General features: G+C 72.6%; 8 protein-coding genes. 3 read left to right on the top strand and 5 right to left on the bottom strand.

The features are described from left to right. Positions 1–2 precede the first annotated feature (2 nt). A complete protein-coding gene (locus CCZ36_RS16095; RefSeq protein WP_069743655.1) occupies positions 3–1118 on the bottom strand; it encodes an LLM class flavin-dependent oxidoreductase in 1116 nt (371 codons plus the stop codon). 167 nt (positions 1119–1285) lie between these two features. Between CCZ36_RS16095 and CCZ36_RS34775 the strand changes: the two genes are divergently transcribed. Both CCZ36_RS34775 and trpS read left to right on the top strand, forming a co-directional pair. Then, positions 1286–1426, top strand: a complete 141-nt coding sequence (locus CCZ36_RS34775) for a DUF6126 family protein (protein WP_164873509.1) — start codon at positions 1286–1288, stop codon at positions 1424–1426. A 273-nt stretch (positions 1427–1699) separates the two neighbouring features. Then, a complete protein-coding gene (gene trpS / locus CCZ36_RS16090; RefSeq protein ID WP_128817928.1) occupies positions 1700–2767 on the top strand; it encodes a tryptophan--tRNA ligase in 1068 nt (355 codons plus the stop codon). Positions 2768–2871: 104 nt separating this feature from the next. Here trpS and CCZ36_RS16085 read toward each other — a convergent pair whose 3' ends face one another. The 4 genes from CCZ36_RS16085 to CCZ36_RS16070 form a co-directional block, all read right to left on the bottom strand. Continuing rightward, positions 2872–4857: an NAD-binding protein gene (locus CCZ36_RS16085; RefSeq protein WP_069735787.1), complete on the bottom strand. Its 1986-nt coding sequence runs from the start codon at positions 4855–4857 to the stop codon at positions 2872–2874. 40 nt (positions 4858–4897) lie between these two features. Continuing rightward, a complete protein-coding gene (locus CCZ36_RS16080) occupies positions 4898–9979 on the bottom strand; it encodes a DNA repair ATPase (RefSeq protein WP_128817927.1) in 5082 nt (1693 codons plus the stop codon). 306 nt (positions 9980–10285) lie between these two features. Then, positions 10286–12400 (bottom strand): hypothetical protein, encoded by a 2115-nt coding sequence (locus tag CCZ36_RS16075; RefSeq protein ID WP_069735789.1) that lies wholly within the window; start codon positions 12398–12400, stop codon positions 10286–10288. 87 nt (positions 12401–12487) lie between these two features. Beyond that, complete coding sequence (locus CCZ36_RS16070; RefSeq protein ID WP_069735790.1) at positions 12488–13147, bottom strand: hypothetical protein; 660 nt, start codon at positions 13145–13147, stop codon at positions 12488–12490. A 343-nt stretch (positions 13148–13490) separates the two neighbouring features. Here CCZ36_RS16070 and CCZ36_RS16065 point away from each other — a divergent pair, with 343 nt between their 5' ends. After that, positions 13491–14564: a PucR family transcriptional regulator gene (locus CCZ36_RS16065; protein ID WP_069735791.1), complete on the top strand. Its 1074-nt coding sequence runs from the start codon at positions 13491–13493 to the stop codon at positions 14562–14564. Positions 14565–14584: the final 20 nt, after the last annotated feature.

The raw sequence follows: 14584 nt of genomic DNA, 5'->3' as shown, positions 1-14584 counted from the left end.
GGTCAGGCCTCCTTCGTCTGCTCAGGGGCGTCGGCGGTACGGGCGTTGCGGGCGGCGGTCACCGCGGGGTGGACGGGCGCGGACTCCGGAACGCCGGCCGGCCGCAGGTTGGCGAACTCCTTGCGCAGCACGGGCACGACCTCCTCGCCGAGGATGTCGAGCTGCTCCAGGACCGTCTTCAGGGGGAGCCCCGCGTGGTCCATCAGGAACAGCTGGCGCTGGTAGTCGCCGACCGCGTCCCGGAACGTCAGCGTCCGCTCGATGACCTCCTGCGGGGAGCCCACGGTCAGCGGGGTCTCGCGGGTGAAGTCCTCCAGGGACGGGCCGTGGCCGTAGACCGGCGCGTTGTCGAAGTACGGGCGGAACTCCCGTACCGCGTCCTGCGAGTTCTTCCGCATGAACACCTGGCCGCCCAGCCCGACGATGGCCTGTTCGGCGGTGCCGTGCCCGTAGTGGGCGTAGCGGCGCCGGTAGAGGTCCACCATTTTCCTGGTGTGCTCCATGGGCCAGAAGATGTTGTTGTGGAAGAAGCCGTCGCCGTAGTACGCGGCCTGCTCGGCGATCTCCGGGGAGCGGATGGAGCCGTGCCAGACGAACGGCGGGACGCCGTCCAGCGGGCGCGGGGTGGCGGTGAAGGACTGGAGCGGCGTACGGAACTTGCCCTCCCAGTCCACGACGTCCTCGCGCCACAGCTTGTGCAGCAGGGCGTAGTTCTCGATGGCCATCGGGATGCCCTGGCGGATGTCCTTGCCGAACCAGGGGTAGACCGGCCCGGTGTTGCCCCGGCCCATCATCAGGTCGACGCGGCCGTCCGCGAGGTGCTGGAGGGTGGCGTAGTCCTCAGCGATCTTCACCGGGTCGTTGGTGGTGATCAGCGTCGTGGACGTGGACAGGATCAGGTTCTCGGTGCGGGCGGCGATGTAGCCGAGGGTCGTCGTCGGGGAGGACGGGACGAACGGCGGGTTGTGGTGCTCGCCGGTCGCGAAGACGTCCAGGCCGACTTCCTCGGCCTTCTGCGCGATGGCCAGGGTCGCCTTGATGCGCTCGTTCTCGGTGGGGGTCCGGCCGGTGGTCGGGTCGGTCGTGACGTCCCCGACGGTGAAGATCCCGAACTGCATGGCGTCCGCCTTCCTGAGACCTGGCCGGGAGCCCTGGAATCCGGGGAACCGGGGACCGGAGGCCCTGACAATTTAGTTGAACATTGAACTACACCCTACAACGGGACCCCTCCCCGTCCTATTCCGCGCGGCCGGGCGGCCTTCCCGGGCGGGCGTACTCTGGAGCGGTGGGCGAGCTGAAGAGCAACGGCGAGGAGTGGAAAGCGCGCGGAGTGTTCCTGCGCGTCTTCGTCTATGTCTTCGTGACCCACCTCTTCGCCGGGTTCGTCTGGCTCCTCTTCTACGTGGGTGAGCACGCCCCGAAGTAGGGCCCGCGGCCCCCAGACGTCCCGAAGCCCTCCAGGCGTCCCGAGGGCCTCCTCGGGGGGTCGGTATGCTTCCCCTCATGACCTCCGTCCCGTGCCGCGGCTGGTGGCGCTCCTCGTAGGAGCGGCCACAGCATCTGCACGGAACCAGGGCCGTTCGACATGGACGGCCCTTTCTGCTGCCCTCGTACGGCGCGGACACGGAGACGGAGCGCAGCGGCGCTCACCGGCGGGGCCGTCCCTCACACCGCACTCACGCGAGGAGAGACAGCCACCATGACCACGGTCACGACCACGACCACCGCCGAGTCCCGCAGCCCCGAGAACCGTGCCGCCGAGCTGGAGCACCGCATCGCCCGGGACCCCGGAAGCTTCCGGGTCCTCACCGGGGACCGCCCCACCGGCTCCCTTCACCTGGGCCATTACTTCGGCTCCCTGCGCAACCGGGTCCGCCTCCAGGATCTCGGCGTGGACGTCATCGTCCTCATCCCCGACTACCAGGTCATCACCGACCGGGACACCGCGGAGCGGCTGGGGGAGTACACCGACGGGCTGCTCCTGGACTACCTGGCCCTCGGCATCGACCCCGCCCGGTCCACCGTCTTCTGCCACAGCGCCGTCCCCGCGCTCAACCAGCTCATGCTGCCCTTCCTCAGCCTGGTCTCCGTCGCGGAGCTGAACCGGAACCCCACGGTCAAGGACGAGATCGCCCACTCCCGGCAGTCCACGGTCAGCGGGCTGATGCTCACCTACCCGGTCCACCAGGCCGCCGACATCCTGTCCTGCAAGGGAAACCTGGTTCCGGTCGGCCGGGACCAGGCGCCCCACCTGGAAGTCACCCGGACGATCGCCCGCCGTTTCAACGAGCGGTACGGCCAGGTCTTCCCGGAACCGGACATCCTGCTCTCCGCCGCTCCCCTGCTGCTCGGCACGGACGGTACGAAGATGAGCAAGAGCCGGGCGAATTCCGTCCCGCTCTCCGCCACCGCCGACGAGACCGCCCGTCTGATCAAGGGCGCGACGACGGACACCGACCGGCACATCACGTACGACCCCGACGCCCGCCCCAACGTCTCCTCGCTGGTCCTGCTGGCCGCCCTCTGCCTCGACCGGGACCCGCACGAGGTCGCGGCGGAGATCGGCGACGGCGGAGCCGCCGCCCTGAAGCGGACGGTGACCGACGCGGTCAACACCCACCTGGCGCCCTTCCGGGCCCGGCGGGCGGAGTACGCGAAGGACCTGACGTACGTACGGTCGGTGCTCCGCACGGGCAACGAGCGGGCGAACGCACTGGCGGAGGCCACGCTGGACGAGGTCCGGGAGGCGATGGGCGCGTTCCGGTAGCCCGCCGCGCGATCCGCCCGCCCGCCCGCGCGATCCGCCCGCCCGAGCTGTGCCGCCCGTCCGCGCAAACCGCCCGCCCGCGATCCGCCTGCCCGTGAACCGGCTTACCGCCCCGGCACCGCCGACCGCTGCCGGCGCAGCAGCTCCGCGAGGCCCCGGCGGGTGGCGGCGATCACCACCCGGTCCTGGGCGCGCAGGACGTAGCCGGGGTGCAGGTCCCAGACCAGGCCGGAGGGCGGCGGGGGCGGGGCGCCCTCCGGGTCGAACGGGGGCGGGGCGGCGAGGTCCGGGTTGCGGTCGCCGGGCGGGGTGGCGTCGATGGCCAGGACCCGCCAGGCGCCCGCCCGGAACGCCTGCTCGACCGTGCGGCCCTCCAACTGCGGGTGCCCCGCGACCTCCAGGGCGGCGAACAGCATCACCTTGCGCTCGACCGGGATCGCGCCGAGGACCTGGCGGCCCATCATGGCGCCCGCGAACGCCGGCGCGGCGAGATGGGAGACCGAGCGCGAGCGGGTCAGGGCCTGGGGGTGCGCGGTGCGCAGGGTGCGGTAGACGGCGGTCGCGAACTCGTCGTCGTACAGCCGCAGCGCGACCCTCAGGTCCGGCTTCACCGAGCGGGCGTACAGCGTGGCTTCCAGGTTCGTCGTGTCGATGCTGGTGAGTGCGAGGAGGGCGCGGGCGCGATAGATCTTGGCCGCTTCGAGGACGCCCTCCTGGGTGACGTCGCCGATGACGGTCGGCACGTGCAGGGAGCGGGCCAGCGGGATGCCGCGCGCCTCGGGGTCCTCCTCGACGACGACCACGGGGATGTCGAGTTCCCTCAGGCGCATGAGGACGCGCGTGCCGATCTTGCCGAGCCCCAGCAGCACCACGTGTCCCGAGAGGCCACGGGGCGGGCGGCGCAGCGAGGAGGCGGTGCGCAGGGTGCCGAACGCTTCGAGGACGGCGGCGATCAGCAGCGGCAGCAGGAGCAGCCCGGCGACGCCGGAGAGCAGCTGGATGATCTTCCGGGCGGTCGTGCCGTCCTCCGACGGGTCGTTCATGCCCAGCAGGTCGAGCAGGGTCAGATAGGTGGAGTGGACCAGGCCGTCCCGGGTGGTGAGGAGCGAGGCGGCCACCAGGGCGAGTGCCGCGAGCGCGATCCCGAGGGCCGACCAGCGCAGCCTGCGGGAGAAGACCTGCGAGAGCGGCGCGCCCCTGCCTCCCATGCGGGTCGCCGGCCGGTCCGGGTCGGCCCGGCTGATCGCTTCGAGGACCACTGTGCCCCGGCCGGTCGTCTCGGCGACGGCGCGTTCGTCGGGCAGGAGCTGCGGGGCCTCGTCGCCGCTGCTGTCCGAACCCTCGGCGCCCGCCGGGTCGTTGGTGGTGGAGGAGAGCAGGGCGAGGGTGCACAGGCCGGGGTCGGCGCTCTCGCCGGGGCCGGGTGGCGGGCGCTCGGCGGCACGGAGGAGCAGCCCTTCGGCCTGGATGACCTTGCTGCTGCCGGTGAGGGCGGTGGCGGCGAGGGCCGGGGCGGCGGTGTCGGCGTCGGACAGGACGGTGGTGGAGGCGTCCAGCAGCGCCGGGTCGATCCCGGGCATGGCGACGGCCGCCGCCTGGTCGAGCAGCTCCTCCAGGTGCTGGCCGAGCTTGCGGTTGTAGAGCCGGATCACCAGTCGCAGACGGGGGTTGAAGCGGCGGGCGGTCAGGGCGGCGCGGATGTTGCGCTCGTCGTCGTCGTAGACGAGGGCGAGGGCGGCGGCCCGGTCGATGCCCGCCTCCTCCAGGACGTCGTCGGAGGGCTCGGGGGCCTCCATGATGCGGACGGCCTCGACCCCGGCGTTGGTGTCGCCGCTGCCGTTGCCCGCGCGGTTCATCGCCGCCGACATCCGGCCGAACAGGGCGGCCGCCCGGCCCCGTTGGGTCATCGGGGTCTGCGGTCCGCTCGCGTCCCGGCCCGGCGGCAGGAGCAGCGTGACCCGTTCCCCGTAGATGAAGCGCAGCTCCACGGCGAGCCGGCGCGCCAGGGCGTCGTCACCGCAGACGATCATGTGGCCGGAGGACGGCGGCCGTCCCGGCTGCTGAGGAAGTGGAGGCACGAAACCCAGCATGCCGTGATCCTTCCGGCTCGGTCTTCCCGATCAGTGCCGATCAGTGTGGAGCGTTGGTGATCTTCGCATGACGGCCGGGGGTGGGCCGGTCGTTGACCGACGCGCTGTCGACCGCCGCGCCGTTGACCGCCGCGCCGTTGGCGCCTCCCTGGGCGCCCGCGAGCAGGTGCCGGGGGTCCGCCGCCCGCTGGATCGCCGTCTCGACCGCCGCGATCCGGTCCGCGAGCAGCCCGAGCGCGGCCACGGCCCGGGTCATCGGGTCGCCCTCCGGCCCGCCGAGCGCCTGCGTACGGACGTAGGAACCGCTGATCGCCGCCCACCGCTCCGCCTGTTCGGCGGTGAGCGTGCCGCGCAGGGCGGCCAGCTTCAGCAGGTTCGCCTCGGCCCCGGTGGTGAGCGTCTGGGCCTCGCCCGCGTAGTGGTCGTCGATGACGGCGGACAGTTCGTCGTCGTTCATCACCGGCACGATCCGCTCGGCGATCTTGTTCATGTTGCGGTAGGAGCCCTGGAGCCGGAACGGCGGTTCGGTGCGGGTGGCGTCCGTCTGCGCGGCCGACGCGATGTACGCGGCGTTCACCGCGAGCACGGTGTCCCGGGCCGTGAGGAGATGGCGCAGCACCGCCAGGATGCGGTCCAACTCGGCAGCGCTGTACGGGTGTTCCAGGTGCTCGGCGCGGGCCGCCGGGTCGCTGCCGCCCGCCAGCCGCACCAAGAGCGTCAGGTCGTCGCGCGAGCGCCCGGCGAGCGGGGCGAGGACCGGGTTCGCGGTCAGCGCGTTCTCCACGAAGCTCAGCGCGAAGACGTCCTCGCGGCCGCTCAGCACCTCGCCGAGGTTCCACACGTCTGCCCGGTTGGCGAGCATGTCGGGGATCCGGAACTGCTCGCCGGACTCGGTGTACGGGTTGCCCGCCATGCACACCGCGAACCGCTTGCCCCGCAGGTCGTAGCTGCGCGGCTCGCCGTCCCGCACGCCCTCGATGCGGCGCGTGGCATCGCACAGCGGAATGAACTTCTGGAGGAGTTCGGGCGAGGTGTGCTGGATGTCGTCGAGGTAGAGGAGCGTGTTGTTGCCCGCCTCCAGTGCGAAGTTGATCTTCTCGATCTCCTGCCGGGCGGTGGCGCTCGGGGCCTGGTCCGGGTCGAGGGAGGTCACGTCGTGGCCCAGGTTCGGGCCGCTGATCTTGACGAGGACCATGCCGAGCCGGTCCGCGACGTACTCCATCAGCGTCGTCTTGCCGTAGCCGGGCGGCGAGACGAGCAGGAGCAGACCCTGCGAGTCGGTGCGCCGGTCCGCGTCGGCGGTGCCGAGCTGCTTGGCCAGGCTGTCGCCGATCAGCGGCAGGTACACCTCGTCGAGCAGCCGGTTGCGGACGAACGCCGACATCACGCGCGGCCGGTGGTCCTCCAGCCGCAGCCGGCCGCGCTCGGCGTCCACCAGGGAGGTGCGCAGCCGCTGGTAGGCGCGGAACCCGGGCACGATGTCGTTGCGGAACTCGGCGGTACGGGCGAGGAGTTCGTCGAGCCGTACGGTGAGGGCCCCGCCGCCCGCGATGCGCGGGTGGTCGCCGAGGAGGCCCTCAAGACGCTCGGTGAGCGGCGCGTCGCACGCGTACCGCTCCAGCTCCGGGCAGAGCTCCACCGCGACGGCCTCCGCCAGATCGCCACCGCCGATGGCCGCGCCCGTCGCTCCGGCGGCTCCCGTGGCTCCGGCGGCCCCCGTGGACTCGGCGTACGGGACGAGCCAGCCCTCCACGAGCTGCTTGCGGGCGGCCAGGTCGTCGCCCAGGGCCGCCAGGTCCTCCGCGTACGCATCGGGCCCGGCGGCCCGGTGGAACCCGTCGAGGAACGTTCGGACCGCGGCGGACCGGACGAACCCGGCCGGCCCGCTCGTCAGCTCCTCGAAGAGGTACGCGGCGACGGCCTCGGGCCGCACCCCGTCCGCTGCCGCCGGACCGCACCCGATCGCCGTCGCCCACTCCTCCTGGAGCACGGCGATGGCCGGGGCCAGGCCGAAGGTGTCGCGGGCGCGGGCCAGCGACACCGCCCGCCGGGCCCAGGCCGTGCGCTGCGCCGCGTCCACGCCGTACGCCCAGAACAGCTGGGCGGCCGCCCGGGCCCCCGGCTCGTGGCGCAGCAGTCCGGCGCCCGCGTGCAGGCGCAGCAGGGCGGTCAGGATCGCGGTGGCGTCCTCGTCGTGGACCCCCCGGGCGTACCCCTCGTCGTACGCCTCGGCCGCCGACTCCCGCACCAGCCCGGCCAGTTCGGCCTCCGACAACGCGGTCAGACGGCTCGCCCCGTGCTCGTCGAGGAGCCGGGCGGCGAGGTGCTCGGCGCGGTAGACGGCGGCGTTCTCCGAGGGGAGCAGCTGCTCCCAGTACGGCCGGGCCGCCGAGAACGCCGGGTCGGTGACCGGGGCCCGGTAGTCCGTCCCGGTCAGCGCGAAGACGAGGCTCTCCCCGGAGGGCACGAGCGTCAGGTCGAACGGCTGGGTGTTCACCGCGAAGCGGTGACGGCCCAGCTTGATCACGGACCCGCCGTCGGCGTACAGCTCGGTGCGGTCGCGCAGGGCGCGGCCCGCCTCCTGGCGGGCCGCCTTCAGCCGCCCGTCCAGCTCCTCCGCCCGTACCGGGTCGCCGAGTTCGCGCAGCTCGTCGGCGGTCCGCCGGATCTTGGCGACCATCGGGTCGGAGGCGAAGTAGGTGTGGACGGCGTCGAGGTCGCCCAGCGCGGCCACCCGCCGGGCGATGGTCTCCAGCACCCGGTCGGCCGACCCGGCCAGCCGCTCGGCACGCCGCGCCCGTTCGTCCTGGAGGGTCTGCTTGCGCGCCGAGAACGCCTCGTACACCTCGGTGCGACGCTCGGCCAGCTCCGCGAGGAAGTCGTCGAACTCCGCGAACCGCGACTCCAGGTTCTCCAGCTGGAGGAGCAGCCGTGCCAGTTGGTCGTCGCAGGACTCCGGCGAGTCCGCGGCGGCCAGTGCGCCCGTCACCGCCTGCCCGAGCAGCGCGAACTCGGCGGCGAACTCGGCCCGGCCTTCCTTCGACAGCAGCTCCCGGCGGCGCGCGTCCAGGGTGGCGCGGGCCCGGTTCGCCCCGCCCAGGACCTCCGCGATCCGCTCCAGGATCGAGGTGCGCACGGTGGCGTCGCCGATGTCGAGACCGGCGACGACGTCCGTGACGGTGGCCAGCCCCTCCGTCATCGCCGCCAGCCGGTCCGTCACGGCGGAGGCGTCCCGGACGGTCTCCAGCGCCCCCGCGTCGGCCACGAGCCCCGCGATGTCCGCGTGGTACCCGTCGAACGCGTCCTCCCGGGCGAGGAAGGACACGGCCCGCTGGGCGGCGGACGCGATGTCGTCCTCGGTCCGGGCCGACAGCTCCGCGATCCGCTCGGCATCGGCGTACCGCATCTCGCCGACCGTCGCCAAGTGGCCGTGCGCCTGCCGCAGTTCGGTCAGCCGCTCGACCCACGCGGACGCCGACCCGGGCACCTCGCCGCGTACCCGCCGCACGAGCGCGGTGATGCGTCCGGCGGTCTCCTCCAGCGCGTCGGCGGCCCGCCGGGTCAGGTCCTGTACGGCCGTGAACTCGGCCAGCACCTGCTGGGCGGTCGCCCGCAGTTCGGCCAACGGCTCTCCGAGCGCGCCCAGTTCCGGGTCGGACAGCCAGTGGTAGCGGTCCTGGGCGCGGGCGCAGTCGGAGGCGAGCTGCCCGTACACGGCGGTGGTCGGCGTCATGTCCTGAACGCCGTGCGCGAGCGCGAGGCAGTCCGAGATCCCGCGGACCAGGTCGGCGTTGCCGGTCCGGGCGAGCGGCCCGGTCCCGGCGGGCCGGGCGGCGGCGTAGGTGTCGGAGACGTACGGCGTCTGCCAGCGCTGCAACGGGTGCACGCGGGCCGGCCCGTCCGGGTTGTCCCGCAGCAGGACCAGCGTCCCGTCGTCCAGCAGCGCGTGCCCGCGCCCGGTGAGCGGGGTGGCGACCTCCTGGCGGATCAGGTTGTAGGGGAGGAGGAGACTGCGCAGACCGTCGCGGGAGCGGAAGACGTAGAGCACGTCCTCCCCGTTGGGCGAGCGGACCGCGCCCTCGAAGACCGGCTCGGTCAGTTCCTCGGCGGTGTCGAAGGTCTTCGCGGTGCCGGTGGTGAGGTAGTAGCCGCCGGGGAAGATGATCCCCTGGTCCTCGGGGAGCCGGTGGCAGGCGGGCCCGATGGAGTCGAGCCGCTGGACGCTTCCCAGCAGCGAGTTGAAGACCAGATACCGCCAGTCGGTCTCCTTGTACGGCCGCACGCGCAGCAGCGTCAGCGGCCCGACCTCCGCGTACTCGACGTCGGCGTCGGCCAGCGACTGCAACAGCTCGTCGACGGGCTCCTCGTAGATCCCGTCCGGCGACTCGGTGTCGTCGGTGACCTTGACCGTGAGGGTGCCGCCGAGCGTGTCGACGAAGAGGCCGCCGCCCTTGCCGATGGCGATGTGCGGGTGGCGGCCGGTGCGGTGGGCCTCGCGCCCGGCGACGGTCCAGTCGAAGTCGTGGGACGCGGGGAACACGTGGTCACGCTCGCCCTGCGCGTCCAGGAACGCCCCGGGCGACCCGTCCGCGCCCAGGGCCCAGCGCAGCACGCGGATGTCCTCGGCGTTCTCGCCCGTACGGAAGACGGCGAGGAGCTTGCCGCCGGTTCGGCGCAGGCGGAGGAGGCGGGCGTCGCGGAAGTAGCGGTGGAGGGAGGCGAACTCGCGCCGGAACCCGTCGTCGTCGAGGAGGGTGTTGCGGGGCGGCGGGGCGGTGCCGTCGTCCTCTTCGGCATCCCGTACGAGGAGTACGTCGTCGACCCCCGCCTCGCCCCGGGCCCCCGGCCCCCGCTCGAACCCGAAGAGGAGCTTGCCGCCGACGGCGACGAGGTCACGCGGCACGGAGGGGTGCTCGGTGCGCACCTGCTCGGTGGCCAGGAGCCGCAGTCCGGTCGAGCCGAACTCCTCGGTCCGCCGGGCGTTGAGCGCCTCGGCGCGCCGCACGAGCTCCCCGGCCTGCGCCGAGAGCCGTCGCCGCAGCACCTCGTAGGCACCGGCGTCCACATCGCCCTGGCCGGCCCGGGGGCCCTGGGGCTCGGTGTCGGTGATGTCGCTGTCCATGCGTACGGCTCCCTCTGTGCTTCGTCATGTGCCGTGGGCCCGAACTCCAGTCCGTCCGGCGTTTGAGGACGGAACCCCGAGGCTGTTGGGCCCGCTGCCGGCGTGCGGGCGCGGGCCCGGTAATCCAGCCTGTCCGGCGTTTGAGGACGGAACCCCTGATCCGGAGGGCCCGCCTGCCCGGCAGACCAGGCCCTGGTGCGCCCACCCCCGTGGGACGCACACCCCGACCTTCCGGCCCCCGGGCCAAGGGTCCGTCCTCAAACGCCGGACGGGCTTGAAATGGCGGCCCGCCCCGCTGCCCCGGGCCTACGCCTTCGCCCCGGCCCCGTTCAACGACACCGCGGGAGCCGCCTCCGTACCGGCCACCGAGGACACCGGCAGATCCGCGAGCCCGAGCTCCTTCGCCGCCGCCAGCAACTGCTCCACCTGGCCCGATGCCGCACCCGACGACCCCATCAGCCGCATCAGCAGCGCCGACACCGTCAGGTTTTGCACATCACCCGTGGAGACCGACCCCAGCACCCGGCTCAGGTCGTCCGTGAAGGAGGACGAACCGTCCAGCCACGGCCCCGCCAGCGCCTGCGCGGTCCGCGAGTTGTCGACGAACCCGTCGACCGCCTTGCCGAGCGAGACCGACGAGACGAGCCGGTCGAAGAAGACGGACTCCCCGCCGATGATGTCGATGTCGGCGTTCTCCAGGCCCGTCGCCAGCACCGTCGCCTGCGCCTCGGCGACCTGCCGCTGCACCTCGAGACCGGCCAGCCGGATCTCCTTCTCCGCGTCGAGCCGCAGGCGGTACTCCTCGTGCGTACGCGAGGCCTCGTCCAGCGCCGCCATCGCGGCCGCCTTCTCCGTGAGCCCCGCGGCCTCCGCCTTCAGCTTCTCGCCGATGACCGCCGCGTCGGCGGTCGCCTGCGCCTGGGTGCCCTCGGCGTCGGCGAGGGCCTTGAGCCGCGCGCCCTCCGCCTCGGCCTTGAGCCGGGCCGCCGTCGCCTCGGCCTCCGCGAGGCCGGCCTTCTCGGTGACGTCCGCCTCCGCGTCACGGACCTGTACGGCGGCGAGCCCGGGCGCGGCCGTCTCGGCCTGGATGCCTTCCGCCAGCCGCAGCTTGGCCTGCGCGTCCAGGTCGGCCGTCTTCAGCCGCGCCTCGGCGAGGGTGAGCTGCTCGGCCGCCAGGTGCGTGGAGGCCGCCTCCGCCGCCTCGGCCGCCTTGATGTCCTTGACCAGCTTCTCCTGCGCCTCCGCCTCGGCCGCGATGATGACCGACCTGCGGGCCCGCTCGGCGTCCTCGACGGCGCGCAGGGTGAGGATCGACTCCTCCTGCTCGGCGACCGTACGGTCCACCGCGATCCGCTCCCGGATGACGTCGGCGACCTCGCGCCGCTCGGCCTCGACCTCCTTCGTGGCGGCGATCCGGTTGAGCTCGGTCTCGCGCTCGCGCCCGATGACCTCCAGCATCCGGTCCTTCTCGATCCGCTCGCTCTCGACGGCGATGACCCGCTCGCGGTTCTTCTGTGCGACGGCGATCTCCCGCGCCTGGTTCTCGCGCTGGATGCCGAGCTGCTCCTCGGTCTTGATGAACGCGGTCTGCGCGCCGAGCCGCTCCTCCTCCTGCACCCGGGCGGTGGCCGCCTCCTCGCGGGCCCGCAGGGTGTCGACCTCGCGGCGCTGCTTGATCTCGGCCTCGGCCTGCCGGCGCTCCAGCTCCAGGATCGTCTCGCGGGCGTCGACGTCCTGCCGGGTGATCTCCTTCTGCTCGGTGCGCTGGAACTCGTTGGTGCGCACGTGCTCGATCGCGGTCAGTTCGGTGATCTTCCGGATGCCCTGCGCGTCCAGGATGTTGGAGCCGTCGAGCTGGGCCATCGGGGTCTGCTCGAGGAAGTCGATCGCCGCGTCGTCGAGGTGGTAGCCGTTCAGGTCGGTGCCGATGACCCGGATGATCCGGTCCCGGAACTCCTCGCGCTTGGTGTACAGGTCGACGAAGTCGAGCTGCTTGCCGACGGTCTTGAGGGCCTCGGAGAACTTCGCGGCGAAGAACTCCTGGATGGCGACCCGGTCGCTGGCCCGCTCGGTGCCGATGGCCTGAGCGACCTTGATGACGTCCTCGACGGTCTTGTTGACGCGGACGAAGAAGGTGATCTGGATGTCGGCGCGGATGTTGTCCTGGCAGATCAGCCCCTCGCGCCCGGCACGGTGGATCTCGATCTTCTTCACCGAGATGTCCATCGTCTCGGCCTTGTGGAGCACGGGCAGGACGACGGCTCCGGTGAAGGTGACGTCGACCTTCTTGGTCTTGGAGATGATCAGTGCCTTGCCCTGCTCGACCTTGCGGAACAGCCGGGTGACGACGAAGGCGATGGCGATGACGATGAGCAGGACGACGGCGACGAGAACGCCGATGCTCAGGGAGATGGCATCCATAGAAGAGTCCTTGGCGGCAGGTTGGTGCGGAAGGGCCACAGCGCGGTAGCGGGTGACCAGCGGTTCAGGGAGACGGCCGGACGGACGTCAGGTGTTGGGGCCCGGATCGAGCGCCGAGTCGTAGGGCGCGACCCAGAAGAACTCGCCGTCGTCGTCGTACGCGTAGAGGAGCCCGGAGCCGCCCATGACGAGCGGCGCGTCCTCGGCCTCCGGCCCGGAGACCGGGGAGCGGGCGGCGGACGGGAAGGACTCGGCCCGGCGGACCTGCACGACGGCCGTCGACCCGTCGCGCGACACGACCTCGGCCTGGCCGAACGTCGTGGTGACGGTGCCGGTGCGGATCGTGCAGACGCTCCCGACGAAGTCCAGCCGGGACGGCGGAGGTTCGGCCGGGAACAACCGGCGGAAGCGGTCGACGAGGAGGCGGACGGCCGCCCAGGCCAGCAGCAGCGACCCGGCGAGCACGGCGACCGCGAGCACGGCCCGGGTGGCGCTGTCGGTGCCGCTGTGGCGGAGCAGGAGCGTACCGGTCAGGCTCCCGAACCAGGCGAAGACGATCAGCAGGGAGATGGAGACGGAGACCGGGACACCGCCGAGGCCGACCGGTGCGGTGTCGACGTCGGCGTCGAAGGAGTCGTGGCCGACGGCCCCGGCGAGTACCAGCAGCCAGAAGCAGACGATGACGACCAGAGCGGCGCCGAAGATGACGGCGGGGAATCCGATTGCCGCGCTCAGGAACTCGTCCATCGATCCCACCCCCTGTGGCCCGGCGCGGCTGCCCTGCGGCGCGCGCTTCCGTCATCCGGTACGGGGAAGGCGATCGGGCGGCCGGCGGGTGGCCGGCGGCCTGCCCGCGGCTGACAGGGCCCGGCTGCTGCGGCGTGGTCGTGACCTGCCGCAGCGGCCGGGTTGTTCCCCCTGCTCCCCCGTGCTTCCCCCGTGTTGTTGCTGACCTGATCCTGTCATCCAGGGCCTGCCCGATGCATTGCCGGATCCCGGCAATCTTTACGCTGTGCTCATGCCGGACACCGGCACCGCCCCGTGTGCGTCGGGGAAACGGCAGAACCGTTGCAAGGCTGAAGGAGAGTGCGTGGACGAGCCGAGGATTCCCGAGGAGGTGCTGGGCGATTACACCCGCATTCTGGGCGAAGTCGCCCTCACCGGCCGCCGCCTGACACGTGACGAACTGGAGGAACGCCGCGCGTTGGGTCGCGCGGCGGCGGACGGGGGGCATCAGTTGCGTGCCCTGGTGACGATGCATCTGGTGCGGACCCGTGAAGCCTGGCCCCGGGCGGCTGCCGGAAACTCCCCTGCCGTGACCGATGCCGTCCTGGCCGCCGTGGAGCAGGCGGTCGACGCGTTCGCCGAAGGTTTCGAGCGGGCCCAGCGCCTCACCGTACGGCGGGAGGAGGCGGCGCGCCGCGAGTTCATCGACGACCTGCTCTACGGTCGCAGCGACCTGGTCCGGCTCGCGGAGCGGGCGACCCGCTTCGGCCTGCGGCTTTCCCGGGCGCACGCGGTCGCGGTGGCGTCGGGCCCGGAGGCGTACACGGAGACGGACGCGGTGCCGCGCAGTGTGGAGGCGGCGCTGCTGACGCGGTTCAGCGGGCGCAAGATCCTGCTGACGACGAAGGACGGCCGGATCGTCTGCATCGCGCCGGGCAGCCAGCCGGACGTCCTGCGCTACTTCGCCAAGCAGGCCCACGCGGCGACGGACGGCGGGCAGGTGGCGGTCGGCCGCCCGCACAAGGGCCCGGGCGGGGTGGTCCACTCGTACGACGAGGCGCTCGAAGCCCTCGACCTGGCGAACCGGATGGGGATGGAGGACCCCGTGCTGTACGCCTCGGACCTCTTGGTCTACCCGGTGCTGACCCGGGACCGGCAGGCGATGGCCGACCTGGTGCGCAGCGAGCTGGGACCGCTCCAGAAGGCGAGGGGCGGCGCGGAGCCGCTGCTGAACACGCTGGCGGTCTACTTCGACGCGGGCTGCGTCGCCGCCGAGACCGCCCGCCGGCTGGCGCTCAGCGTGCGGGCGCTGACGTACCGCCTGGAGCGGATCCACCAGTTGACCGGCGCGGACCCCTCGGATCCGATGCACCGCTACAGCCTGCAGACGGCGGTCATCGGCGCCCGGCTGCTGGACTGGCCGGCCAAGGAGCTGTGACGCGCCCGGCCGGCCGATGC

The sequence above is a fragment of the Streptomyces sp. S063 genome, assembly GCF_002832675.1.
In the GTDB taxonomy this organism is placed as follows: Bacteria; Actinomycetota; Actinomycetes; order Streptomycetales; family Streptomycetaceae; genus Streptomyces; species Streptomyces sindenensis.
The sequence above is the reverse complement of the archived record's forward strand: the minus strand, read 5'-3'. Positions and strand labels throughout refer to the sequence as shown.

Coding starts and splice junctions, on each gene's coding strand:
- CCZ36_RS16085 (WP_069735787.1), bottom strand. CDS start 4,857: ATGCTGGGTTTCGTGCCTCCACTTCCTCAGCAGCCGGGACGGCCGCCG.
- CCZ36_RS16075 (WP_069735789.1), bottom strand. CDS start 12,400: ATGGATGCCATCTCCCTGAGCATCGGCGTTCTCGTCGCCGTCGTCCTG.
- CCZ36_RS16095 (WP_069743655.1), bottom strand. CDS start 1,118: ATGCAGTTCGGGATCTTCACCGTCGGGGACGTCACGACCGACCCGACC.
- trpS (WP_128817928.1), top strand. CDS start 1,700: ATGACCACGGTCACGACCACGACCACCGCCGAGTCCCGCAGCCCCGAG.
- CCZ36_RS16070 (WP_069735790.1), bottom strand. CDS start 13,147: ATGGACGAGTTCCTGAGCGCGGCAATCGGATTCCCCGCCGTCATCTTC.
- CCZ36_RS16080 (WP_128817927.1), bottom strand. CDS start 9,979: ATGGACAGCGACATCACCGACACCGAGCCCCAGGGCCCCCGGGCCGGC.